Source organism: Mycolicibacterium duvalii (assembly GCF_010726645.1).
Lineage (GTDB): Bacteria > Actinomycetota > Actinomycetes > Mycobacteriales > Mycobacteriaceae > Mycobacterium > Mycobacterium duvalii.
Genome location: NZ_AP022563.1, coordinates 402,066 through 426,630 on the forward strand (window position 1 = coordinate 402,066; position 24,565 = coordinate 426,630).

A 24,565-nucleotide genomic window follows, 5' to 3' on the forward strand; every position below is an offset into this window, starting at 1 on the left:
CCACACGGCGAGACGGTGCGTCTCGCGAACGGCGGAAGGGCAGTGATGGCGACGAAGCTGGTGATCGGTGCCAGCGGATTCCTCGGATCGCACGTCACCAGGCAACTGGTCGTCCGTGGTGAGGACGACGTGCGGGTGCTGATCCGCCCGACGAGTTCGACGCGTGCCATCGACGGGCTACCTCTCGACGTGCGCCGCGGCGAGATCTTCGACGCCGACGCGGTCGCCGACGCGATGCGCGGCTGCGACGTCGTCTACTACTGCGTCGTCGACGCCCGTCCGTGGCTGCGCGATCCGGCACCGTTGTGGCGCACCAACGTCGAGGGTCTGCGCAGCGTGCTCGACATCGCGGCGCGGGCGTCGTTGGCACGCTTCGTCTACACCAGCACCATCGGCACGATCGGTCGGGTCGACCACGGCTTGGCCGACGAGACCACCGTCCACAACTGGGGTGACATCGGCGGTGCCTACATCGCGTCCCGGGTCGCGGCCGAGCGGTGCCTGCTGGACTACTGTGCTGACCACGGACTGCCCGGGGTCGCGATGTGCGTGGCCAACACCTACGGTCCGGGCGACTGGCTCCCCACACCGCACGGGGGACTGCTGGCGGCCGCGGTCCGCGGCAGGCTGCCGTTCTCCATCGACGGATATGCCTCCGAGGTGGTCGGCGTCGAGGACGCCGCGCAAGCGCTGCTACTGGCCGGCGAACGAGGCCGCCCAGGTCAGCGCTACATCGTTTCCGAACGCTTCATGAGCGCTCGTGAGATCTACGAGATCGGCTGCGCGGCAGTCGGTGTGCCACCGCCGAAGCGGCGTGTCCCGATCCGGCTGATGTGGGTGCTGAGCCACCTCAGCGATGCGGCCGCCCGGATGCGCGGCACCGAGACCAAGTTCACGCCGCTGAACATCCGGCTGATGGACATCATGTCGCCGATGGATCACTCCAAAGCGGTGCGGGAACTCGGCTGGCAACCGCAGCCGACACCGGAGGCGATCCGTGCGGCAGCGCGTTTCTTCCGCGACCGCTACCGCAGACCGGTGTCGGAGGCGATGACCCGATGAGCGTCGGTCTGACGCCCGAACAGGGCCAGCTCGCCGAGGCGGTGGCGCAGTTCGCGGCGCGGCACGCTCCGGTCGACGCCACCCGTGCGGCATTCGACGCGCTGGCCAAGGGAGAATGCCCAGACTGGTGGGATGCCTTCACCCAGCAGGGATTTCACGCGGTGCACTTGCCCGAGCGGGTCGGCGGCCAGGGAGGCACCCTGGTCGACACCGGGTGCGTGCTCGAGGCCGCCGCCACCGCGCTGCTGCCCGGCCCGGTGCTGCCGACGGTGCTCGCCGGTGCGGTCGGCATGCTGGCCCGCGACGGGGCGGCATCGGACGCCCTGCTGACCCGCCTCGCCGACGGCGCGCCCGCGGCGCTGGTCCTGCCTGCGCAGCACACCATCCGCGCGACACCGGCGGGCGACGGGTGGGAACTGCGCGGCACGTCGCCCGCGACGCTGGGCGTGTGCTCGGCGCAGATCATCGTGCTCGCGGCCGACGCCGACGGCGAAACCGTGTGGTGTGCGGTGGACCCGGCAGGGCCCGGCGCAGCCGTGGAACCGCGCACCGGCACCGACAAGACCGTCGACGTCGGCGTGCTGTGCCTCGACGGTCACGTCGCCGGACCGGAGGCGGTCCTGTCCGGGATCGACCCGGTGCGGGCCGGCTCGATCGCGGTGGCGCTGACCGCGTGCGCGGCAGCCGGGACGGTGCGCTGGTGTGTCGACGCGGTCACCGACCACCTGCGCACCCGCGAACAGTTCGGCCGGCCGATCGGAAGCTTCCAGGCTCTCCAACATCAGGCGGCGATGCTGCTGGTCAACTGCGAGCTGGCGGCCGCGGCGGCCTGGGATGCGGTGCGATCGGCGGCCGAGACGCCGGTGCAGAACGAGATCGCGGCCGGCACAGCGGCGTTGATGGCCGTGGCCACCGCTCCGGACCTGGTCTTCGACACGTTGACGATGTTCGGTGCGATCGGGTTCACCTGGGAACACGACCTGCATCTGTACTGGCGCAAGGCCACCAGCCTGGCTGCCTCGATCGGGCCGGCCGGACATTTCGCGCAGCGTCTCGGCACCCTCACCCGCACCGAGAGTCGGGACGTGTCGGTGAAGCTGGGCGATGTCGATGCGGAGTTCCGCGCGTGGGTCGCCCGCGTGCTGGACGAGGCGGCCACGTTGCGCAACGACCGGCCCGGACGCCAGGGCGACTACGAGAATCTGGCCACCGGGCCGCAACGCACGCTGCTGGCCGAAGCGGGTTTGATCGCCCCGCACTGGCCGAGGCCATGGGGGGTCGGCGCCACCCAGGTGCAGTTGTTGATCATCGACGAGGAGTTCGCCAGACGGCCTGGGCTGGTGCGCCCGTCGCTGAACATCGCCGAGTGGATCCTGCCCACGCTGATCAGTTCCGCGCCCGAACACCTCCAGCAGCGGTTCATTCCGCCCACCCAGCGCGGTGACATGACCTGGTGCCAGCTGTTCAGCGAGCCCGGGGCCGGGTCCGACCTGGCCTCGCTGACCACCCGGGCCACAAAGGTCGACGGCGGGTGGCGGGTCAACGGCCACAAGATCTGGACCTCCTCGGCGCATATCGCCGATTACGGAGCGCTGCTCGCACGCACCGACCCCGACGCCGCCAAACACCGCGGCATCGGCTACTTCATCGTCGACATGCGCGCCGAAGGCGTTGAACTGCAACCGATCCGCCAGGCCACCGGTGAGGCGCACTTCAACGAGGTGTTCCTCGACGACGTCTTCGTGCCCGACGAACTGTTGCTCGGCGGTCCCACTGACGGCTGGAACCTCGCGATCGCGACGATGGCACAGGAGCGGGTGGCCATCAGTGGCTACGTCAACTTCGACCGGGCCCACATCCTGCGCACCCTCGCCGGGCAGGACCGCCCCGACCACGCGCGGGTGCGGGCCGCGCTGGGCGAGGCCGACGCCTACGCGAACGCGATCAAGGTGCTCGCCGTGCGGGAGGTGATGCGGCTGCTCGACGGGCAGGCGCCCGGTCCGACGTCGAGCATCGCGAAGGTCGCCATGAATGTGATGCTGCGGCGCACGTTCAAGGCCGCGTTGGACCTCGCCGCCCCGGCGGGACTGCTCGAGGACTCCGACCCCGTGGTCGTCGAACCTTACTTCCACCTGCCGGCCGAACTGATCGGTGGCGGCACGAAAGAGATCCAGCTCAACATCATCGCCCAGATGATCCTCGGTCTTCCCCGTGGATGAGCGGGCCGACCCGGAAAAGCGAGCACACATGGGATTGCGCGGAGAAGCGGCCATCGTCGGATACGTCGAATTGCCACCGGAACGCCTCAGCAAGGCGACCCCGGCGCCGTTCACCCTCGAGCAGTGGGCCGAACTCGGTGCCGCAGCGCTGGCCGACGCCGGGCTGCCCGGCGACCTCGTCGACGGAATCGTCACCACGCACCTGGGCGAGACGGAGATCTTCGTCCCGTCCACGGTGGCCGAATACCTCGGGGTGAGGGCGAACTTCGCCGAACTGGTCGACCTGGGTGGCGCCAGCGCCGCCGGGATGATCTGGCGGGCCGCGGCCGCCGTCGAGCTGGGTGTCTGCGACGTGGTGCTGTGCGCCATCCCGGCCCGCTACATCACACCGACCTCGGAGAAGAAACCCAAACCCTTGAGCGACGCGGTCTTCTTCGGAGCGTCCAGCAACCAGTACGGCTCGCCCCAGGCGGAATTCGAGATCCCTTACGGAAATCTCGGTCAGAACGGTCCGTACGGTCAGGTCGCGCAACGGTATGCCGCCACGTACGGCTACGACGAACGCACGATGGCCAAGCTCGTGGTCGACCAGCGATTCAACGCCAACCACACCGACGGCGCGATCTGGCAGCACACGCCCCTGACCGTCGAGGAGGTGCTGGCCAGCCCGGTCATCGCGGACCCCTTGCACATGCTCGAGATCGTGATGCCGTGCGTGGGTGGTGCCGCCGTCGTGGTGGCCAGCGCTGAAGTCGCCGCGCGGGCGGCCAACCGGCCGGTCTGGGTCAAGGGATTCGGCGAGCAGGTGCCGTTCAAGACCCCCACCTACGCGGAGGATCTGCTCACCACCCCGATCGTGCGCGCCGCGGAAACCGCATTCGCGATGTCAGGGCTGGGCCGGGAACAGATGGACATGGTGTCGATCTACGACTGTTACACCATCACGGTGCTGCTCAGTCTGGAGGACGCCGGGTTCTGCGAGAAAGGCAAGGGCATGGAGTTCGTCTCGTCCCACGACTTGACGTTCCGCGGTGACTTCCCCCTCAACACCGCCGGCGGACAACTGGGATTCGGGCAGGCCGGCAATGCCGGGGGCATGCACCACGTCTGCGATGCCACCCGCCAGATCATGGGCCGAGCCGGCGCCGCACAGGTCGCCGACTGTCACCGGGCGTTCGTGTCCGGCAACGGCGGCATCCTCAGCGAGCAAACCGCCCTCGTCCTGGAAGGTGACTGACCGTGACCACCCCGACGTTCGAACGCCCGATGCCCGTCAAAACGCCGACCACTGCGCCCTTCTGGGATGCGCTGTCCGAGCATCGGGTGAGGATCCAGTACTCACCGTCGTTGCAGAGCTATGTCTTCTACCCGCGGGTGCGGGCGCCGAGGACGTTGGCCGACGACCTCGAATGGCGGGAGATCTCGGGAATGGGGACGCTGTACTCGTTCACGGTGGCCCGGCGCCCTGTCGGTCCACACTTCGCCGATGCGGTACCGCAGTTGCTCGCGATCGTCGAATGGGATGAGGGACCGCGGTTCTCGACCGAACTGGTCAACGTCGAGCCGGCAGAAATCCGGATCGGCATGCGGGTCAAGCCGGTGTTCTGCGACTATCCCGACCACGACGTGACGATGTTGCGCTACGCGCCGGCGTAGCGCTGAGCGCCACCCCATCCGAACGGAGACACCGCATGACCGTCCGCGACGACCGGCAGGACATCCGCGACCTCTTGATCCGCTATGCCACCGGCATCGACCGGCGCGACTGGCCGCTGTTCCGTACGGTCTTCACCGAGGACTGTGAACTCGACTACGGCGAGATCGGAACGTGGCACGGCGTTGACGCCGTCGTCGACTTCATGGTCACCGCGCACGAGTTGGCCGGGTACACGCTGCACCGCATCACCAACGAATCCGTCGACGTCGACGGCGACACCGCGACATCGCGCGCCTACATCGACGGGCTGATCATGTCCGCGGACAACAACTCCGGGGTGAACGCCACCGGCTTCTACGACGACGAATTGGTGCGTACCGACAGCGGCTGGCGGATCCGTCGGCGCCGATTCACCACGGTGCTGATCCGGACGGTCAGCGCCGGATGACGTTCGCCGATGCTTACGGACCATGGGCGTTGGTCGCGGGTGCCTCCGATGGTGTCGGAGCGGCATTCGCCGCCGAACTCGCCCGACGGGGCCTCAACGTCGCGCTGCTGGCTCGCCGGCCGGCCGTGCTCGACGAAGTGGCCGCGGAAATTCGTGCCGACACGGGGGTCCAGACCCGGGTGCTGGTGGTCGACCTGGCCACCGAGACGGCCGCCCAGACGGTGATCGAGGCGACCGGTGACCTGGAGATCGGCATGGTCGTCTACTGCGCCGGAGCCGATCCGAACTTCAGACCATTTCTGTCCGAACCGATCAGCTCGGCAGAGGCGATGGTGCACCGCAACTGTGTGGTGCCGATGCGGCTGTGTCATCACTTCGCGCCGGCGATGGTGGCGCGCGGGCGCGGCGCCCTCGTGCTGCTCGGCTCGGGTGCCGGGTGGGCGGGCGCGCCGAACATGGTCGCCTACGGCGCCACCAAGGCATTCGACATGGTGTTCGCGGAGGCGTTGTGGACCGAGTTGCAGGGCAGCGGTGTCGACGTCCTCGGCCTCATCCTGGGGAAGACCGACACCCCGTCATTGCGCCGCCTCGAGCATCAGCGCGGCCTGATCTCCTCGACCGATGAGCGTCCGCGCGACGCCGTGCCGGTCCAGGAGGTCATCGACGAGGCGTTCGCCAACCTTCGCAACGGGCCGACGTGGATCGTCGGGGAGAACATCCGCGCCGCGGCGCAGATGCTCGGCGGTATGCCCCGCAACGACGCGGTACGGCTGATGATGCAGGCCTCCACCGCCTCGATGGGCGAGTAAGTCGGCACTCAGCCGCCGTTGACTCTGCGCAGCGGGCGTGCGGCGGTCTCGCGCATCGTCAACACCGTGACCAGGGAGACCACCGCCGCGATGACGACGTAGTACGCCGGTGCGATCTCGTTGCCGGTGCGCGACACCAGCCAGGTGGCCACATACGGCGCGGTGCCACCGAACACCGCCACCGACACGTTGTAGCCGACCGAATAGCCGCTGGACCGCACGCGCGTGGTGAACAGTTCCGCACCGGCGGCCAACGAGGCGCTGACGAACACGGCTTCGATCGCGGCCAGCGCGGCGTGAGCGGCAACGGCGGTGAGCAGTGAACCGGCATTGAGCAACAGGAACAGGGGATAGGTGAACACAGCGAATGCAATGGCGCCGCAGATCAGCAGCGGTTTGCGCCCGACCCGGTCCGACAGCGCACCCAGCGGTGGAATCAACACCAGCGCGACGCTGCTCGCGACGGTGATCGACACGAACGCATCCGTGGTGGAGAAGCCGAGGGTCTCGGTGAAATAGCTGGGCAGGAACGTGAAGACGACGTAGAACCCCACATTGTGGACGACCACCAGTCCCAGAATCTGGAGGATCGGTCGCCATGCCGTCGTGAGCGCCTCGCGCAACGGCGAGGCCGACACCTCGCCGTCGTTGCGTAGCGCCTCGAATTCTGGTGTCTCCCCGAGCTTCAGCCGGATGTAGAGGCCGACGACACCCATCGCCCCGGCGATCAGGAACGGAATCCGCCAACCGTAGGACTCCATCGCCGGTTCGGTGAGCACGGTCTCGAGTCCGGTGACGGTGAGCGATCCCAGCAGGAAACCGAGCACGACCGACCACACCAGGAAGGACACCACGAACCCCCGATGCCGGTCGGGCGCGAACTCGGCGAGAAAGCTTGCGCCGCTGCCGTACTCGCCGCCGGCCGAGAAACCCTGCAGGCATCGCAACACGAGGAGCAGAATCGGTGCCAGCACACCGATGGTGTCGTAGGTCGGCACCAACCCGATGGCCAGCGTGGAGGCCGACATCAACAGGATCACCCGCGCGAGCACCTTCTGGCGCCCGATGCGGTCCCCCAGGGGGCCGAAGAAGAACCCACCCAGTGGGCGCATGAAGAAGGCTGCGGCGAAGATCGCGAAAGTGTTCAGCAGTGCCGCCGTGTCATCGCCGGGCGGGAAGAACTTTGCGGCGATGTAGGTCGCCAGGAAGCCGTAGATGGCGAAATCGAACCACTCGACGGCATTGCCGATCGCCGCGGCGCGTACCGCGGGGCGCACGCGCGAGGGTTGTGGGTTCGAGCGAGCACCGGCCTGGTCGAGGGTCATCGAGGTCCTCCGGGCTGAGACGGATACGCGAGCAATCCCGTCGTGCCGGAGAGGTAAAGCGACCAGGTCACGGCACCGTCAACTCCGCGGCGACGGCCGGGGAGTAGATATGGGTGGCCTCGGTGCGACCACGCAGCGTGGTGTCGCCGCGAGCGACCCAGTGCTTGCGCTCGCCGTCCGACGCCCTGGTGTACGCCGCGCCGGAGCACAGGATGCGTTCGTCGAACTCCTTGGCGCGGTCGGCCAGCCGGGCCGCCTCGTTGACGGCATCACCGACCACCGTGTATTCGTACCGATTCGCGGCGCCGATGTTGCCGGCGAAGACCGGACCCGCTGAGACCCCGATCCCGAAATCGACCGGCAGCGAGCGCAGATCGCCGGCCAAGGCGCGGGCGGTCGCCAGAGCCGCCGCCGCCGGTTGGGCGACACGCAGTGGAGCGCCGAAGACGGCCAGCGCCGCGTCACCCTGGAACTTGTTGATCAAGCCCCCGCGTGCGTCCACGGCGGCCACCACAATGCGGAAGAAGGCGTTCAGGATCTCGGCGACCTCGTGGGGCTCGCGGTCGACGGCCAATCGAGTCGAGCCGACCAGGTCGATGAACAGGACGGCGACGTCGCGCTCGTCACCGGACAGGGACTCGTTCTGCTCCATGGCCCGTCGAGCCACTTCCTCGCCGACATGGCGACCGAACAGATCCCGCAGCCGGTTGCGTTCTCGCAGCCCGGCGACCATACGGTTGAATCCGCTTTGCAGTCGCCCGATTTCGGACCACTCGTAGACGTCGATGGTCCGATCGAAGTTGCCCCTCTCGACATCGGCCATCGCCCCGACGACTTCACCGACCGGATCGGAGATCGACATCGACACCAGCATGATGGCGCGGAAGCCGAGCACCACGGCCACCAGCGCCATCACGAAGACGGCAAGTTCGATCGGGGCGGACCGATCGAGCAGCCAGTCGTTGGCGCGCATCGCCAGCAGCACCGCGATGGCGGTGCCGGGCAGGCCGGTACAGACGATCCACATGATGACCAAGCGGGCCCGCACCCCGGGTGCCACCGGGCGTACCGCGTTACCGGGGACCGCGGCCAGCAGCGGGCGGATGGCCCGCAGCGTGAACAGGAAACCGGTGCAGACGGTGGCGATGGCGCCGAACATGATGGCCGAGGTGAGCACGACGAAGCCGTCGCCGGGCACGTTCCGGTTCAGCGGTACCGCGATGGCTGCGGCCAGCACCCACGGGGCCACGGTGATGGCCGCCTGCCGGCGCATCGTCTTGGACGCAGAGCGCACCTCGTCGGGGGTCGGTTCCCGGCCGGCGTTGAGCCACCGCATCGACGGCGCAAGAATCGCGACCGCGCCGACGGCGACAATGGCGGTGCCCGCTGTCGCGATCACCGCCAGCGCGATTCCGTTCGACATCGTGATGACGCTGCGCCCGGCCAGCGACACGACGATCGCCACCACCTCACCGAGGGTGAACACCCATGCCGAGGTCAGGCCCGCGGCATAACGGAGCAACAGGCGAGGCGGCCTCACCGGGCCGAAGGTATCAGCCGGTCGTCGGCCGGGAATGCTCTTCGATGCCTTTGGCGCCCGAGGGGTTCTCGGCAGGGCGCCCCCAGCCCCCGGGCAGGAAGCATACGGCGAGGGCTGAGATCACCGAGGCACCAATCAGATACGCGGCGATCGCGGTACTCGTCCCGAAGGCCGCGTACAGCGCCGTGGCGATGGTGGGGGCGAACGCCGAACCGACGACCTGGGACAGCGTGTAGCCGATGGACACGCTCGAGTAGCGGACATCGGCGTCGAACGTCATGGAGAACAGCGCGCCCGTCACCCCGGCGGCCGGTGCCATCGCCAGGCCGAACACCAGGACCAGAGCCAGCACGAACAACACCGGCCGACCGGTGTTGATCAGCGCGAAGCCGGGCACCACGGAGAGCGCCATCGCGACCACGCCGATCAGGTACAGCGGTTTGCGTCCGAACCGGTCCGACAGCGAGCCGAACAGTGGGTAGGTCAGCACGGCGACGACGGCGCCGACGAACACACCCAGCAGGGCCCACTGGCGCGGCAGCCCGACCGCCGTGGTCGCATAGGAAACCAAGTAGGCCACGCAGATATAGGCGAAGATGCCCTGCGACAGGTACGCACCGGCCACCAGCAGAATCTCGCGCCAGTGCCGCCGAACCGCCTCCACGATCGGCGTGCGGACCACCGCAGACCGTCGCTGCAGTGCCGCGAAATCGGGGCTTTCGGTGACGGTCAGCCGAACGATCAGCCCGATCACGATGAGGATCGCGCTGACCAGGAACGGGATCCGCCAGCCCCACGCGAGGAACCGGTCGTCGGGCAGCTGGGCGGCCAGAAAGAATGCCAGCGTGGCCGCAGCCGTGCCCGCGGGCGCACCCATCTGGGGAAACGCGCCGTAGAAGCCGCGGCGACGCGCGGTGGCATGTTCGACGGCCATCAGCGTCGCACCGCCCCATTCACCGCCGACGCAGAACCCCTGCGCCAGGCGCAACACCGCGAGCAGGACCGGGGCCGCGAGGCCGATCTGCGCGTAGGTCGGCAGCAGCCCGATCAGAACGGTCGACACACCCATCCCCAGCAGGGAGTACACCAGCATCCGCCGGCGGCCGAACCGGTCGCCGAAGTGGCCGAACACCACGCCGCCCAAGGGCCGGGCGAAGAAGCCGACGCCGAAGGTGGCGAACGACAACAGCACGCCGGCAGCCGGAGACGCGCTGGGGAAGAACAGCTTCGGGAACACCAGCGCGGCGGCGGTTCCGTAGATCAGGAAGTCGTAGAACTCGACCGTCGTGCCGATGAAACTGGCGATCGCGACACGGCGCGGCGAGGCGCGCGACGGCACGCCGGGCTCCAAGTCAGTCGCTTGCGGGCAGCGGCTTCGCCTCTTTGAGTGCCAACGGGGTCGACCCGATGCTCAGCGTGCCCTTGCCGGCCTTGGTGACCAGTACCTCGGCGCCGTTGTCGTCGACGTACCGCTTTCCCATCAGGTTGCCCTCGGCCAGCGAATCATCCAGGGTAAGCGTGGGATCGGCGCCTGGGCCTTCTGCGCCGACCGGGATCATCGGCGCTCCTCCGGCCCGCAGATCGTCGAGGCTGTCTGCGCTGCGGACGACGATGACCTGGGTGTCACAGACCTGCGACTGCAGGCGGGTGCCGTTCTTGATCATGCAGGGGCTCCTTATGTCGAGATCGTTATGTCGCCGGCAGTGCCGACGGTCGGTCCTGGTTCACTTCGGCTACGAGTTCGCGACGCAGCACCTTGCCGGTCGCGTTGGTGGGCAGCTCCGCACGGAACACCACCCGGTCGGGGGTGCGGGACCCCCGCAGCTGGGCACGGACATGTGCGCGCAGGTCTTCGACATCGGGTTCGGTCCCAGGCTGGGGCACCACCACCGCGACGATGATCTGGCCCCATTGCGGGTCGTCGGCGCCGACCACCGCGCAATCGCGCACCTGCGGGTGTTCGACCAAAACGTCCTCGATCTCCGCCGGCGCGATGTTTTCGCCACCGCGGATGATGGTGTCGTCCGAACGCCCCCCGATGAATAGGTATCCCTCGGCGTCGAGGTAGGCGACGTCCTTGGTCGGGAACCAGCCCTGCTCGTCGAGCACCGACCCGATGTCGGTGTACTTGCCCGACACCTGATCGCCGCGGACGAACAGCTCTCCGGGCTCGCCGGGCCCCAGCACGGTGCCGTCCTCGGCGCGGATCTCGACCTCGATGCCGGGGACGGGCTGACCCACCGAGCCCAGCCGACGGGTGGCCGCTTCGTCACTGGCGGCCAGCGCGGCGCGGTGGTCGTCGGGGGTGAGCACGGCGATCGTCGAGCTGGTCTCGGTCAGTCCGTACGCGTTGACGAACCCGACCTCGGGCAGCAGGGACAGCGCCTTGCGAACCAGGGGCAGCGGGACCTTCGAGCCGCCGTAGGCCAGGGTGCGCAGCGTCGGCAGGGCGGCGTCCTGTGCTTCCAGCACGCTGACGATCCGGTCGAGCATGGTCGGCACGACCGTCGCGGAGGTGACCCCCTCGGTGCGGACCAGCTCAACCCACCGCTGGGCGTCGAAATGTCTCAGGTACACCATCTTCCGGCCGGCATACGGGTTGGACAGCGCCGCCCCGACACCGGCGATGTGGTACGGCGGCACACAGATCAGCGCGGCGTCGTCGGGCTGCGCCGACGCGAACTCCACGGTGCCGGTGATGTAGCTCGTCAGATTGTTGTGGGTCAGTTCCACCGCCTTGGGTTTGGAGGTGGTACCGGAGGTGAACAGCACCACCGCGACGGCGTCGGGGTCGGCGAATTCCGCGGCCGGCTCGGCGATGCGCGCCGCGCCCAGAAAGTCCGCCGAGGACATCGTCCGGTAGCCGTCGCCGACCGCGTCGCGGTACTCGTCGTCGACCACGACGAGCGGGTCGGGGAGCCGGTCGAGCAGCGAGCGCAGGCCGTCGGCCGAGAGGCGGTAGTTCAGCGGAGTGACCGGGACGGCGGCGCGGGCCGCGGCGAACAGCAAAAGGGGCAGCATGGCGCCGCCGGTGCCGACGTAGGCGACGTGCTGAGCGCCCGAGGCGGCGATGACGCCGGCGCCGCCGTCGGCGAGCGTGCTGAGTTCATCGGTGGTCAGCCGCAGGTCGTCGTCCACGACGGCGGTGCGGTCGGGATCGCCGGAGGTGGCCATCTCCAGCAGCAGAGAGATGCTCATGCGCGCACAGTTTCGTCGACGAAGATGTCACGGATCGGGTTGTTCCCACCACCGTAGCGGGACAGGTCGGTGACGCCCGACTCGGCGAGCACCTGCGAGTCGATGTAGCACTTGCCGGTCACCTCGGCGGCCGGCCGGGAAAGGATCTCGGTCGCGGCGTCGCCCATGATCTCCGGGCTGCGTGAGGCCTCGGCCAGCGCGGCACCGTCGGCGAGATTGGTCACCGCGGAGGTGGCGATGTAGGTCTCGGGCCACAGGCAGCTGAAGCCGATGCCGGCTCCGTCCCGCTCGGCGCGGAACTCCTCGGCCCAACCCAGCGACAGCAACGTCATGCCGTACTTCGACAACGTGTAGGACGGGTGTGCGCCGAGCCAGTGCGGGTTCATGTTCGTCGGCGGCGCCAACGTGAGCACGTGCGGATTGCTCGACCGGCGCAGATGCGGGAGGGCTGCCTTGGTGAGCAGGAAGGTGCCGCGGACATTGATGTCCATCATGAGGTCGAACTTCTTGACCGGCAGCGTTTCGGTCGGTTCGGTCGCGATCGCGCTGGCGTTGTTGACGACGATGTCGACGCCGCCGAAGCGCTCGACCGCGGTATCCACGGCGCGGGCGACATCTTCTTCCTTGCGGACGTCGCCGACCACCGCGGCCCCCTTACCGCCGGCGGCTTCCACCTCCGCGACCGCGGTGTGCACGGTGCCGGGCAGTTTCGGGTGGGGTTCGGCGGTCTTGGCCAGGAGCACCACGTTGGCTCCGCGGCGCGCGGCGCCCAGCGCGATCGCCAATCCGATGCCGCGGCTGCCGCCGGACACGATCATGGTGCGGTTGGCGAACGTGGTCTCGCTCGGCGAGCTGGACATGAGCCTCCTCAGACGGCGCCAGATAGTGCCGTTCTCATTTTAGGCGAATCCCATAATCGCTGTCTGCCCGGGCCTCGCTACGGTATTCAGGGTCCGCACACCCGCTGCGGCGTGCATCTTTCCCTCAGACGGTATTGGCATTCTCATTTTTTGCAAGTACGTTATCCAGCGATGACCCCACCAGCCGACCAGCCAGTCCAGACTCCCTCCGGGATTCCGCTGGAGCCTGTGTACGGACCCGACGACCGGTCCGCAGACCCGCCCGCGCCGGGGACCTACCCGTTCACCCGCGGCAACTTCGCCTCCGGATACCGCGGCAAGACCTGGACCTTCCGGCAGTACTCGGGATTCGGTACCGCCGAGGAGTCCAACAGCCGCTACCGGTACCTGCTCGACCAAGGCGGCACCGGGCTGTCGGTCGCCCTGGATCTGCCGACGCAGTGCGGCTACGACTCCGATGATCCCGAGTACGGGGAGGAGGTCGGACGTGTCGGCGTGGCGGTCGACACGCTCGCCGACGCGGAGATCCTCTTCGACGGCATTCCGCTTGATCAGATCAGCACCAGCTTCACGATCAACGGGACCGCGGCGATCCTGTTGGCGTTCTATGTCGCGGCCGCCGAGAAGAAAGGGGTGCCGCGGGAGAAGCTGACCGGCACCATCCAGAACGACATCCTCAAGGAGTATGCGTCGCGCGGCACGTGGATCTGGCCGCCGGAGCCGTCACTGCGGCTGATCGCCGACACCATCGAGTTCTGCGCGGCCGAGGTGCCGCGGTTCAACGCCATCTCGGTGGCCGGGGCGCACTTCCGCGACGCCGGCGCCAACGCGGTGCAGGAGATGGCCTTCACCCTCGCCGACGGCGTGACCTACTGCGACACCGTCGTCGAGCGTGGCCGGATGACCATCGACAAGTTCGCGCCGCAGATCTCGTTCTTCTTCTACACCCACGGCGACTTCTTCGAGGAGATCGCGAAGTACCGGGCGGGCCGGCGCCGGTGGGCGACGATCGTGCGCGAGCGCTACGGCGCGACCACGGACAAGGCGTCGATGTTCCGGTTCGGCTGCGTGGCCGGCGGGGCATCGCTGTACGCGCCGCAGGCGCAGAACAACCTGGTGCGAGTCGCTTACGAGGCCATGGCCGCGGTGCTGGGTGGGGTGCAGTCGATGTTCACCGCCGCCTGGGACGAGCCGTTCGCGCTGCCGTCGGAGGAGTCGGCGACGTTGGCGCTGCGCACGCAGCAGATCCTGGCCTACGAAACCGGTGTGACGAAGGTGGCGGACCCGCTGGGCGGCTCCTACTTCGTGGAGGCGCTGACCGACGCGACCGAGGAGAAGATCATCGAGATCATGCACGATCTCGAAACTCACGGTGGCATGGTCCGCTGCATCGAGGACGGCTACCTGCAGGGGCTGATCGCCGACGAGGCCTACAAGATCCACCAGGAGGTCGAGTCGGGCGATCGGCCCGTGGTCGGGGTGAACAAGTTCGTCGTCGACGAGCCGCCGCCGGATCTGGCCACCTACGAACTCGACGCCGAGGGCCGCGACAAGCAACTCAAACGGCTGGCCAAGGTCAAGACCGAGCGCGACGGCGTCGCGGTCAAGGAAAGCCTCGCGGCGCTGGCGCGAGCCGCCGAGGGTGACGCGAATTTGATGCACAACCTGATCGATTGCGCCAATGCCTATTGCACGGTGGGAGAGATGGTTTCGACATTGAAGTCGGTATGGGGCGAGTTCCAGCAGCCGGTGGTGTTCTAGACATGGCTGAATCCACCCAGACTCGGCCCGTCCGCGTGCTCGTCGCCAAGCCGGGTCTCGACGGTCACGACCGCGGTGCCAAGATCGTCGCGCGGACCCTGCGCGACGCCGGCTTCGAGGTCATCTACACCGGCATCCGGCAGCGCATCGAGGACATCGTGTCGATCGCGCTGCAGGAGGACGTGGCGCTGGTCGGCCTGTCGATCCTGTCCGGCGCCCACGTCGCGCTGACCACCCGAACCGTGGATGCGTTGCGCGCGGCCGACGCCGGGGACATCGCCGTCGTGGTGGGCGGCACCATCCCGCAGGGCGATGTGCAGAAGCTGCTCGACGCTGGGGCGGCGGCGGTCTTTCCGACCGGCACCTCGCTCGAGGACCTGGTGCGGGACGTGCGGGCCCTGACGGCGACGGTGGACGCCGAGTGACGCGGTTGTCGGCGAGCGTGCGGCCAGGGCGGAAAATCGCGGCTCCAGCCGCCACCACCGCACTCTCGGCACAAGAACAGGAGTGGACATGCGCCTAGGCGTGATGATCGGGGCCGAGCGCGGCGACATGGCGCGCAAGGTCAGCAAACTGGTGGCCGACATCGAGTGGGCCGAATCGGCGGGTATGGACACCGCGTGGATGCCACAGGTGCCCAACGACTTCGACTGTCTGACCATGGTGGCCCTGATGGCCGCGCACACCTCGCGCATCGAGTTGGGCACCGCGGTGGTGCCGTTGCAGGCACAGCATCCGATCGCGCTGGCGCGCCAGGCGCTTTCGGTGCACGCGATGGCGGGCGGCCGGCTGGCGCTCGGAGTGGGCCCCTCGCATCACTGGATCGTGCGCGACATGCTCGGCCTGCCCTACGACAAGCCGGCCGCCTACACGCGCGACTACCTCGAGGTGCTCAATACCGCGCTGGCCGGGCCCGGTGACGTCGACGTCGAGAACGACACGTTCACCGTGCACAACCCGACGGTCCTGGGTGCCGAACAGCCGCTGCCGGTGCTCGTCGCCGCGCTGGGGCCGGTGATGCTGCAGATCGCGGGGGAACGGGCCGACGGCACCGTGCTGTGGATGGCCGACGAGAAGGCGATCGGCGAGCACATCGCACCGAAGATCACCAAAGCCGCGGCCGATGCCGGCCGTCCCGCCCCGCGCATCGTCGCCGGAATTCCGGTGTGCCTGTGCGCCAATTCCGAGATCGACGCGGCCAAGGAGCGGGCCAACCGCATCCTCGCCGAGGCGGAGACGTCGCCGAACTACCAGAAGTTGCTCGACCGCGGTGACGCCCGCAACGTGGGGGATCTGTGCGCCGCCGGTGACGAAGAGTCGATCCTGCGCCGCTTCCGGCAGTTCGCCGACGCGGGCGTGACCGACCTGTCGGTCCGGCTGTTGCCGATCGGTGAGACACGAGACGAACTCGTGGCGTCGAAGTACCGCACGCGCGAGGTGATCGCGGAGCTCGCCAAGGCGGTGCGATGAGCGCTTGCGCGAAGAGCCAAGGCGGTGCGATGAGCGCTTGCGCGAAGAGCCAGCAGGCCCAGCGGTGACGTCTGCCCCGCTGGCCGGCATCCGCATCCTCGAAGTCGGAGTGATGCTGGCCGGTCCGTACGCGACCATGATGCTGGCCGACCTCGGCGCAGAGGTGATCAAGATCGAACCGCCCGGCGGCGAGATCTCCCGCCAGGTCAGCGACAGCTACTTCGCCAGCCTCAACCGCAACAAGCAGAGCGTGCTCCTGGATCTGCGATCTCCGGAAGGCCGGGCCCGGCTCGGCGAGATGGTCGCGGATTCCCATGCGCTGCTGGTCAACATGAAGCCCTCGGCGATCCGTCGACTGGGCCTGACCTACGACGCGCTCAAGCAGTTCAACGAGCGCATCGTGTGTGTGGCGATGACCGGGTTCGGCCTCAACGGCGGCGACGACCCCGCCTTCGACTACGTCATCCAGGCCGCCACCGGGGTGGCCGCGATGACCGGCGACCCCGACGGACCGCCCACGCTGCCGGGGTATTCGTCGGCGGACAACTCCACCGGCCTCACCGCGGCACTGGGCCTGTTGGCCCAGATCGTGTCCGGTCGGGGTGGGCAGGTCGACGTGTCACTGCAGGACGTGATGCTCTCGCAACTGAACTACCGCGCCGCGGCGTACCTCAACGACGGAGTGCGGCCACAGCGGCACCCCTACGGTGCACACTCGTATTACGTACCGGCGCAGCTGTTTCCGACCGCCGACGGTTACCTTGCGCTGTTCGTCACCCACGATGCGTTCTGGGCGGCCTTCGCTGCCGAAGCCGGGATCGACGGCTTTCCCACGATGGCCGAACGGGCAGCCCGGCGCGACGAGGTTCTCGCCGTGGTCAGCGCGGCTTTGTCGGCCGACACCGCGACCCACTGGGAAGCCCGGCTGCGGCCGCTGGGAATCCCGGCCGCCGCGGTTCGCACGTTGCCCGAAGCGTTGGAGGCCACCCCGCACGCGGTGGTCACCGCGGGGGACTTCAGGTTGGTCGGCAGCCCGATCCGGATCGACGGCTACGAACCGGTGTATCGGCCGGCCCCGGCGCTCGATGAGCATGCCGGGGCGTCGGCTCAGTCGTCGTAAGTGACCGACACCGACGTGGTGTCCGGAACGGCCTGGCAGGTGAGCACATACCCGTCGGCGACCTCGTCTTCGGTCAGCGCGTCGTTGACCCGCATGGTCGCGGCGCCGTCGGTCACCAGCGCCATGCAGGTGCCGCAGTTGCCCGCTTCGCAGGAGAACGGCGGACCCATCCCGGCGCGGCGGGCGCTCTCCAGCAGCGTCTCGCCCGGCCGGGTCGAAACCGACGCGGTCTGGCCGTCTAGCTTGATGGTGATGGTGCCTTGGGCCTCGCCCGGCTCTGTCACTGCAGCCCCCGATCCCGGTGCCTGCGGGTCGGTCATAGGACCCTCTTCCGACATTGTCATTCTGATAATAGGAGAATAGAATTCTCCCCGACAAACGATACCCTTCTCGCCCTCGCTCAAAACACCACCACCTGCCGGAAGGAAGCGCGCGACGTGAGTGAGCCCATTGCGCTCGCCTTCGAGGATCGGCAGTACAGCCTGGCCGACCTCGATGCGCTGACGTCGGGCATGGCTCTGGACCTGCAGCAGCGGGGAGTGGGCGTGGGGTCGCGGGTCGCGGTCATGTCGTCGAATCGTCCCGAGTTCGTCGTCGCGCTGCGCGCGATCTGGCGGCTGGGCGCTGCCGCGGTGTTGCTGAGTCCGGCGTGGAAGCGCGCCGAGGTCGATCATGCCGTGGCGCTGACCGCCCCGACCCACGCGGTGGGGGATCACCCCGTCCTCGCCGACGTGCTGCCGATGCGCCACCTCGACGAGCCGGTCGCCCCGGGCGACACAGCACACGTACCGGTGGACCCCGGTGCCGACGCGGTCTTGGTGTTCAGTTCGGGCACCACCGGCATGCCGAAAGCGGTACGGCACACCCACGCGTCGCTGGCTGCGGCGGTGCGGCAGTGGCGCGACGCGTTGGGGCTGACCGCGACGGACCGGCTGCAGATCATGACGCCGCCCTCGCACATTCTGGGACTGCTCAACATCGTGATGGCGCTCGACACCGGTGCCTGGATCCGGCTGCACCGGCGCTTCGACATCGACGCGATGCTGCGCCACATCGAGTCCGACCGAATCACCATCGAAATGGCGGTGGCACCGATCGCGCTGGCGCTCTCGGCCCATCCCGATCTGGAACGTCACGACCTGAGTTCGCTGCGCTACATCATGTGGTGTGCCACACCGGTCACCGAGAGCGTGGCCCACGCGGTGACGGCGCGGACCGGGGTGACATGGGTGACGGCCTACGGCGCGAGCGAGCTACCGGTCATCGCGTGCAACGACCTCGACGGCGCGCGGCTCGACACGGTCGGGCGCGCGGTCGACGGCGTCGCCGTGCGCATCGCGTCGCTGGAGACGGGCGAGCCGCTGGGACCGAACGCCGAGGGTGAGATCCAGGTGTTCTCCGAAGCGGTGATGGGGGGCTACCTACCGGAATCGGCGACCTCGGAAGCGTTTTCGGATCGCTGGTACCGCACCGGTGACGTCGGCACCCTCGACGCCGACGGCTGGCTGCGCATCACCGACCGCGCCAAGGAGATGATCAAGGTGCGGGGATTTCAGGTCGCGCCCGCCGAGATCGAGGCGGTGCTGCACGGTCACCCCGGCGTCGAGGACTGTGCCGTGTTCGGGGTGCCGTCGGCCGACGGTGAGGCCATCGTCGCCGCGGTCAAGTCTGCCGATTCGGTCGGCTCGGAGGAGCTGGCCGCGCTGGTGGCCGACCGGTTGGCCTCCTATAAGAAACCCCGTCGCGTGGTTTTCGTCGACGACATCCCGCGCCTACCGTCGGGCAAGGTGCTGCGTCGAGTGTTGCGGGAGCGGGTGATGAGCGCTTGCGCGAAGAGCGGAGGAAATTGTGGACGTCCGACTGACCAGTGAGCAACGACAGCTGCGCGACGCCGCCGCAGAACTGGCTGCCGACCTGGGGCCCGGCTCCGTGGCCGACCTCGACGACACGGCCAGAACCGTCCGCCTCGAGAAAGCGTTGGACGCCACCGGATTTCGTACCCTGCGTTCCGACGGCGCGTCGGCGGTCGAAGTCGCTCTGGTGGCCGAGGAATTCGGCCGCGGGCTGGTCGACGTTCCGTTCCTGGGTCCCGTGCTGCTCGACGATCTGGCCCGACGACTCGGCCGGACGGTCAGCGGCCCGTCGTCATCGGCGCTGACCGTCGATCTGACCAACAGTCTTGCCGGCGTAACGGAATCACCGGCTGAGCTCTCCGAGCTCTCCGAGGAAGACGCCGGCCGTTGGTATGCGCTGGCGTTGACCGCGACCACGGCCGACATGCTCGGCGCCGCCCGGGGAACCCACGCGCTGGCCACCGAATACGCCAAGGTGCGCGCCCAGTACGGCGCGACGATCGGCTCCTACCAGGCCGTCGCCCATCTGCTCGCCGAGAGCCTCGCACTGATCGAAGGCGCGGTCAGTGTCGCCCGCCACGCCGCCTGGGCGGTCGACGAACTGCCGGTCGGGGAAGCCGTCGAGGCCGGCCGGGTCGCCAAGATCTACACCTGCCGTGCAGCGATGACCGTGTGCGAGACGTCGATTCAGGTGCACGGCGGCATCGGTAACACCTGGGAATGCCTCGCCCATGTGTATCTGAGACGTGTACTGGCCGCCACCGAGGCCTGGCCCGTGAAGCTGGAGGAGCTGACCATTGGACTTTCGTGATTCGGCCGACGAGGCGGCATTCCGGGAGCGGCTGCGCAGCTGGCTGAGTGATCAGAAAGGCAAGTTCCCCACCTCCGGGGACGCTTACTGGGCCAAGGCCGGTGAATGGCACCAGGCGTTGTTCGAGGCGGGCTTCTTCGGCACGTCCTGGCCGAAGGCGTACGGCGGCCAGGACTTGCCGCCGGTATACGACGTGATCGTCGACGAGGAGATCGCCAAAGCCGGCGCGCCCGCGCGGCCGAGCCTGGGCTACCTCGTCGTCGGTTTGAGTCATCATGGCAGCGAGGAACTTCGGCAGCGTTTTCTGCCCGGCATGATCAACGGCACCGAGCGCTGGTGTCAGGGGTTCTCGGAACCCGGAGCGGGATCGGATCTGGCGTCGCTGACCACGACCGCTGTGCAGGAGGGTGACGAATACGTCATCACCGGACACAAGATCTGGACCAGCTATTCCGACGTCGCCGACTGGTGTCTGGTGCTGGCGCGCACCGACAAGGATGTGCCCAAACACAAGGGCATCTCGGCGTTCATCGTCAGCATGCATCAACCGGGCATCGAGCAGCGCCCGCTGAAGATGATCAGCGGCGTCACCAGGGAATTCGGCCAGGTCAGCTTCGACGGCGCCCGCGTGCCCGCCGAGAACATGGTCGGCGCCCCGGGGGAGGGCTGGAAACTGGCGATGACGGTCGTCAGCCACGAACGTGAGCCGTCGACACTCGGATTCTCGGCGCGATACGGAAAGACCGTGCGGCAGTTGGCGTCCCGGGTGGAGGGCACGCCGCCGGAGGAGCTGTCCTGGGCCTGGGTGCAGACCGAGATGCTGCGTCTGCACGTGCGACGCAGGCTTTCCGAGCAGCTCGACGGCATCACGCACGGGCCCGACGGTTCGCTGGACAAGCTCCTGATGACCTGGACCGAGCAGTCGGTCGGTCACGCGGCCCTGAAAACCGTCGGCACCGGTGACGAGGATATGTTCGGGGCCTACATGTACAGCCGCGCGCAAAGCGTCATGGGCGGCACGTCGCAGATCCAGAAGAACATCATCGCGCAACGAATCCTCGGATTGTGAGGCCGGCGATGAGCGCTTGCGCGGAGAGCAAAGGAGCCCAGATGTATGGCATGCCAGAAGAAATCGACGTACAGGCCGACGGTGCGCTACGCATCATCACGCTGAACCGGCCCGACGACCTCAACGCGGTCAACGACAACCTGCACGTCGGGCTGGCCAAGATCTGGGAGGAACTCAACGAGGACGCCGGCGCCCGCGCCGCGGTCATCACCGGCGCCGGTCGTGCCTTCTCCGCCGGCGGTGACTTCAACTATCTCGACGAGCTGCGCAACGACGAGGCCCTGCGCCAGAAGACCATCAAGCACGGCCGCGACCTGGTGATCGGCATGGTGCGCTGCCGCATCCCGGTGATCGCCGCGGTCAACGGCCCCGCCGTCGGCCTGGGGTGCAGCCTGGCCGCGCTGTCCGATGTGGTCTACATCGCCGACAACGCATTCTTCGCCGATCCGCACGTGTCGATCGGACTGGTGGCCGCCGACGGCGGGCCTTTGGTGTGGGGCTCACAGATCAGCCTGTTGCAGGCCAAGGAGTTCGCGTTGACCGGCGTGCGGATCAAAGCCCAGCGCGCCGTCGAGCTCGGGCTGGCCAACCACGTGGTGGACGATCCGCTCGGCGAGGCCATCGCCTGCGCGAAGAAGATGATCGAGCTGCCGCAGCAGGCGGTCGAGGCGACCAAGCGGTTGATGAACATCCAGTTGGAGAAGTCGGTGATGGCGTCGCTGGATTACGCCAACCTCGCCGAGTACGTGTCCTTCGGTACCGCGGACTTCAACAACATCGTCGACGGCCTGATCGCCAAGAAGTAGTCACCCGCCCCGCGGAATAGCATTCCTGGTTGCGCCTGCCCGGGTCAACGCAGCCAGGAATGCTATTCCGCGGCAAGGGCTTCGGAGCGCTGGATGGTTCCGGTGATGCCGCCGGCGTCCTGCTGCGCCAGCAGCACGGCCGCGGCGCCCATCGCCTCGGGCGGTTCGATCATTTCTGGCGGGATCTCGACCCCGCCACCGCCGACCAGCCAACCCTCGGTGAGCACCACCCGCGACGGGCTCAGGCAGTTGACGGCGATGTTGTCGGCTTTCAGGTCGTTGGCCAACCCGAGGTAGAGCCGTTCGGTCGCGGCCTTGGACACCCAGTAGGCGTTCGCGCCAAGGTCGGTCATCGTGACCCCGGTGGTCGTCACCGCGATCAGTGACCCGCCGCCGCGGGCGCGTACATGCGGGATGACGGCTCGGGTCACCAGGAAGACACCGGTGGTGTTGACGTCGAGGCACAGCTGCCACCGACGCAGCGGGGTGGTTTCAACGGGGCCCATCCACAGCACGCCGGCGTTGGCCACCAGGATGTCGATGCCGCCGAACTCCGCAACGGTGCGGGCGACCGCGTCCTCGACGGATTCCTCGCTGGTGACGTCACAGCGCACCGGCAGCGCGCGGCCGCCGGCGTCGGTGATCCGTTGCGCCACCGCGCCGATCGTGCCGGGTAGTTTTCCCTCGACCTCGGAGCGGGCAGCGACTGCCACCGCCGCACCGGCCCCGGCCAGCGCCTCGGCGATCGTCGCGCCGATGCCGCGGCTGGCGCCCGCGACGAATGCCACGCGCCCCTCCAGCGGACGGGTCACTTCGGCGGGAACCGCAGCGCCCCGTCGAGCCGGATCACCTCGCCGTTGAGGTAGTCGTTCTCGACGATGCTCTGCGCCAGGCGTGCGTACTCCGACGAGCGCCCCATCCGCTTCGGGAACGGCACCTGCGGGCCCCAGTACTGCTCGAGTTGGTCAGCGGCCTTCCCGTAGGCGGGCGTGTTGATGGTGCCCGGGGCGATGGTGACCACCCGGATGCCCAGTGGTGACAGATCGCGGGCGGCGACGAGCGTCATGCCCAGCACCCCGCCCTTGGCCGCCGAGTACGGCAGTTGACCGATCTGGCCCTCGACACCGGCGATGGACGCGGTGGTGATGATGACGCCGCGCGCGCCCTCCTCGAGCGGGTCAACGGTGGCCATGGCCGCGGCGGAGAGCCGCATGACGTTGAACACCGCGGTCAGGTAGAACTCGATGGTGGTCCGGAAGCCCTCCAGGTCCAGCGGTGACCCGTCCTTGCCGACCAGTCGGCCCCCGCTGGCCGGACCGCCGTGGGTGTCCACCGAGATACGCAGGGGGGCAAGGGATTGCGCTGCGGCGATGGCTTCGTTGACCGACTCCTCGGAGGTGGCGTCGGTGCGGACGTAACGCACCCCGAGTTCCTCCTCGAGCTCCTTGCCCTTCTCATCGGCCAGGTCGGCGACCACCACCTTGGCGCCCGCATCGTGTAGGCGCCGGACCGTCGCCTCACCCAGGCCGCCTGCGCCTCCCACCACCACTGCCGAACTGCCCGCGATCTGCATGCGACGACCCTTCTTGAAACTCCGACTCTCGGTAAGGGAGAATAGCATTCTCAGGCAACGGCGGGAACGGGTGAAGACGAGGTGAGCGGGCTGCGTACTGTTCCAGGCGTGACCATCGATGAGCTCGTCGCCGCAGCCCGCGGCGGCTCGCCCCGGGCCACCGGTCGGCTGCTCAGCTATGTGGAGAGCGGGCGACGGGATGAGGTGCTCGCGGCGTTGGGCCGGGTGACGCCGGCCCGCGTGGTCGGGATCACCGGGCCGCCGGGCGCCGGCAAGTCCACCACGGTGGGCGCCCTGGTGGGCGCCTATCGCGCCGGCGGCAAGCGGGTCGCCGTGCTGGCCGTCGACCCGTCGTCGCCCTACAGTGGCGGCGCGCTGCTTGGTGACCGGATCCGGATGGCCGCCCACATCAACGACCCCGATGTGTTGATCCGCTCCGTGGCCGCGCGCGGACATCTCGGCGGCTTGGCAGCGGCCGTCCCGGCGTCGATCACGTTGCTGTCGGCTCTGGGCTACGACCTGGTTATTCTCGAGACCGTCGGCGTCGGGCAGTCCGAGATCGAGATCGCTGCGGTGGCCGATCCGACGGTGGTGGTCCTCAACCCGGGCGCCGGGGATGCGGTGCAGGCGGCCAAGGCGGGCCTGTTGGAGGTCGCCGACATCGTCGCGGTCAACAAGGCCGACCGCGAGGGTGCCGACCAGACGGTGCGCGACCTGCGGGCCGAGACCTCCGCGCCGATCGTGAAACTGATTGCCGCACAGGGGGAGGGCATCGCCGAACTGCTCGACGTCATCGAGGCCAGCCACCGGTCCGACGACCCGCAGCGCCGCGTGGCGCGGGCGCGGGCGCAGATACTGTCGCTGGCCCAGACGCTGCTGCGCCAGCATGCCGATCTCGATCGGCTCGCCGAGTCGGTCGCCGAGGGCGTCGCGGATCCTTACTCCGCGGCGGCCCGGCTCATTGCGGGGGAGCGCTGACCGGCG

The 24,565-nt window shown here is 68.4% G+C and carries 24 protein-coding genes; 15 read left to right on the forward strand and 9 right to left on the reverse strand.

Annotated elements, in window-relative coordinates:
• The first annotated feature begins 45 nt into the window (after window positions 1-45).
• Genes G6N31_RS01960 through G6N31_RS01985 form a run of 6 tightly spaced genes read left to right on the forward strand, consistent with a single transcriptional unit; the run spans window position 46 to window position 6,195 of the window.
• Window positions 46-1,062 (forward strand): NAD-dependent epimerase/dehydratase family protein, encoded by a 1,017-nt coding sequence (locus G6N31_RS01960; RefSeq protein WP_179964253.1) that lies wholly within the window; start codon window positions 46-48, stop codon window positions 1,060-1,062.
• Window positions 1,059-3,281, forward strand: a complete 2,223-nt coding sequence (locus G6N31_RS01965) for an acyl-CoA dehydrogenase family protein (RefSeq protein ID WP_098004820.1) — start codon at window positions 1,059-1,061, stop codon at window positions 3,279-3,281. Before G6N31_RS01960 ends, G6N31_RS01965 begins: the two co-directional genes overlap by 4 nt.
• Window positions 3,282-3,309: 28 nt before the next feature.
• Window positions 3,310-4,518 (forward strand): thiolase family protein, encoded by a 1,209-nt coding sequence (locus G6N31_RS01970; RefSeq protein ID WP_098004821.1) that lies wholly within the window; start codon window positions 3,310-3,312, stop codon window positions 4,516-4,518.
• A gap of 29 nt (window positions 4,519-4,547) precedes the next feature.
• Window positions 4,548-4,937, forward strand: coding sequence for a Zn-ribbon domain-containing OB-fold protein (locus G6N31_RS01975; protein WP_098004873.1), 390 nt, complete (start codon window positions 4,548-4,550; stop codon window positions 4,935-4,937).
• A gap of 35 nt (window positions 4,938-4,972) precedes the next feature.
• Window positions 4,973-5,386, forward strand: a complete 414-nt coding sequence (locus G6N31_RS01980) for a nuclear transport factor 2 family protein (protein WP_098004822.1) — start codon at window positions 4,973-4,975, stop codon at window positions 5,384-5,386.
• Complete coding sequence (locus G6N31_RS01985) at window positions 5,383-6,195, forward strand: SDR family NAD(P)-dependent oxidoreductase (protein WP_098004823.1); 813 nt, start codon at window positions 5,383-5,385, stop codon at window positions 6,193-6,195. The genes G6N31_RS01980 and G6N31_RS01985 overlap by 4 nt, the downstream gene beginning before the upstream one ends.
• Before the next feature lie 8 nt (window positions 6,196-6,203).
• Here the strand turns inward: G6N31_RS01985 and G6N31_RS01990 are convergent, their stop codons facing one another.
• The 6 genes from G6N31_RS01990 to G6N31_RS02015 all read right to left on the reverse strand — a co-directional run bounded on the left by G6N31_RS01990 (window position 6,204) and on the right by G6N31_RS02015 (window position 13,118).
• Window positions 6,204-7,520, reverse strand: coding sequence for an MFS transporter (locus G6N31_RS01990; RefSeq protein WP_098004824.1), 1,317 nt, complete (start codon window positions 7,518-7,520; stop codon window positions 6,204-6,206).
• A 67-nt stretch (window positions 7,521-7,587) separates the two neighbouring features.
• Window positions 7,588-9,060, reverse strand: a complete 1,473-nt coding sequence (locus G6N31_RS01995; RefSeq protein ID WP_098004825.1) for an adenylate/guanylate cyclase domain-containing protein — start codon at window positions 9,058-9,060, stop codon at window positions 7,588-7,590.
• Window positions 9,061-9,073: 13 nt separating this feature from the next.
• The gene (locus tag G6N31_RS02000; protein ID WP_420091035.1) at window positions 9,074-10,399 is read right to left on the reverse strand and encodes an MFS transporter; all 1,326 of its coding nucleotides are present in this window, start codon (window positions 10,397-10,399) and stop codon (window positions 9,074-9,076) included.
• Window positions 10,400-10,412: 13 nt separating this feature from the next.
• Window positions 10,413-10,724 carry a hypothetical protein gene (locus tag G6N31_RS02005; protein WP_098004827.1) on the reverse strand — a complete coding sequence of 104 codons (312 nt, stop codon included), beginning with the start codon at window positions 10,722-10,724 and terminating at the stop codon, window positions 10,413-10,415.
• Window positions 10,725-10,749: 25 nt separating this feature from the next.
• Entirely contained in the window at window positions 10,750-12,258 is a 1,509-nt protein-coding gene (locus G6N31_RS02010; protein WP_098004828.1) for a class I adenylate-forming enzyme family protein, read from the reverse strand.
• On the reverse strand, window positions 12,255-13,118 hold the full coding sequence (locus G6N31_RS02015; RefSeq protein ID WP_098004829.1) for an SDR family oxidoreductase: 864 nt from the start codon (window positions 13,116-13,118) through the stop codon (window positions 12,255-12,257). Before G6N31_RS02015 ends, G6N31_RS02010 begins: the two co-directional genes overlap by 4 nt.
• Before the next feature lie 171 nt (window positions 13,119-13,289).
• Here G6N31_RS02015 and G6N31_RS02020 point away from each other — a divergent pair, with 171 nt between their 5' ends.
• From G6N31_RS02020 to G6N31_RS02035, 4 genes are all read left to right on the forward strand, one after another.
• Window positions 13,290-14,879 carry a methylmalonyl-CoA mutase family protein gene (locus G6N31_RS02020; protein WP_098004830.1) on the forward strand — a complete coding sequence of 530 codons (1,590 nt, stop codon included), beginning with the start codon at window positions 13,290-13,292 and terminating at the stop codon, window positions 14,877-14,879.
• 2 nt (window positions 14,880-14,881) lie between these two features.
• Entirely contained in the window at window positions 14,882-15,304 is a 423-nt protein-coding gene (locus G6N31_RS02025) for a cobalamin B12-binding domain-containing protein (protein WP_098004831.1), read from the forward strand.
• An 88-nt stretch (window positions 15,305-15,392) separates the two neighbouring features.
• Window positions 15,393-16,349 carry an LLM class F420-dependent oxidoreductase gene (locus tag G6N31_RS02030; protein ID WP_098004874.1) on the forward strand — a complete coding sequence of 319 codons (957 nt, stop codon included), beginning with the start codon at window positions 15,393-15,395 and terminating at the stop codon, window positions 16,347-16,349.
• 112 nt (window positions 16,350-16,461) lie between these two features.
• Window positions 16,462-17,469: a CaiB/BaiF CoA transferase family protein gene (locus G6N31_RS02035; protein ID WP_234815419.1), complete on the forward strand. Its 1,008-nt coding sequence runs from the start codon at window positions 16,462-16,464 to the stop codon at window positions 17,467-17,469.
• Here G6N31_RS02035 and G6N31_RS02040 read toward each other — a convergent pair.
• Window positions 17,457-17,789: a 2Fe-2S iron-sulfur cluster-binding protein gene (locus G6N31_RS02040; RefSeq protein WP_098004833.1), complete on the reverse strand. Its 333-nt coding sequence runs from the start codon at window positions 17,787-17,789 to the stop codon at window positions 17,457-17,459. The genes G6N31_RS02035 and G6N31_RS02040 overlap by 13 nt on opposite strands.
• 117 nt (window positions 17,790-17,906) lie before the next feature.
• On the opposite strand from G6N31_RS02040, the gene G6N31_RS02045 reads away from it, so the two are divergent.
• The 4 genes from G6N31_RS02045 to G6N31_RS02060 are packed head-to-tail and all read left to right on the forward strand — an operon-like array spanning window position 17,907 to window position 22,008.
• On the forward strand, window positions 17,907-19,340 hold the full coding sequence (locus tag G6N31_RS02045) for a class I adenylate-forming enzyme family protein (protein WP_098004834.1): 1,434 nt from the start codon (window positions 17,907-17,909) through the stop codon (window positions 19,338-19,340).
• A complete protein-coding gene (locus G6N31_RS02050; RefSeq protein WP_098004835.1) occupies window positions 19,318-20,133 on the forward strand; it encodes an acyl-CoA dehydrogenase family protein in 816 nt (271 codons plus the stop codon). The genes G6N31_RS02045 and G6N31_RS02050 overlap by 23 nt, the downstream gene beginning before the upstream one ends.
• Window positions 20,120-21,202 carry an acyl-CoA dehydrogenase family protein gene (locus tag G6N31_RS02055; protein ID WP_098004836.1) on the forward strand — a complete coding sequence of 361 codons (1,083 nt, stop codon included), beginning with the start codon at window positions 20,120-20,122 and terminating at the stop codon, window positions 21,200-21,202. Before G6N31_RS02050 ends, G6N31_RS02055 begins: the two co-directional genes overlap by 14 nt.
• A 41-nt stretch (window positions 21,203-21,243) precedes the next feature.
• Complete coding sequence (locus G6N31_RS02060; RefSeq protein WP_098004837.1) at window positions 21,244-22,008, forward strand: enoyl-CoA hydratase/isomerase family protein; 765 nt, start codon at window positions 21,244-21,246, stop codon at window positions 22,006-22,008.
• A gap of 62 nt (window positions 22,009-22,070) precedes the next feature.
• On the opposite strand, the gene G6N31_RS02065 is transcribed toward G6N31_RS02060, so the two are convergent.
• Window positions 22,071-22,796, reverse strand: a complete 726-nt coding sequence (locus G6N31_RS02065; RefSeq protein ID WP_420091041.1) for an SDR family NAD(P)-dependent oxidoreductase — start codon at window positions 22,794-22,796, stop codon at window positions 22,071-22,073.
• Between the two features lie 20 nt (window positions 22,797-22,816).
• A complete protein-coding gene (locus tag G6N31_RS02070; RefSeq protein ID WP_098004839.1) occupies window positions 22,817-23,581 on the reverse strand; it encodes an SDR family NAD(P)-dependent oxidoreductase in 765 nt (254 codons plus the stop codon).
• Window positions 23,582-23,689: 108 nt separating this feature from the next.
• Here G6N31_RS02070 and G6N31_RS02075 point away from each other — a divergent pair, with 108 nt between their 5' ends.
• Window positions 23,690-24,559 carry an ArgK/MeaB family GTPase gene (locus G6N31_RS02075; RefSeq protein WP_098004840.1) on the forward strand — a complete coding sequence of 290 codons (870 nt, stop codon included), beginning with the start codon at window positions 23,690-23,692 and terminating at the stop codon, window positions 24,557-24,559.
• Window positions 24,560-24,565 lie beyond the last annotated feature (6 nt).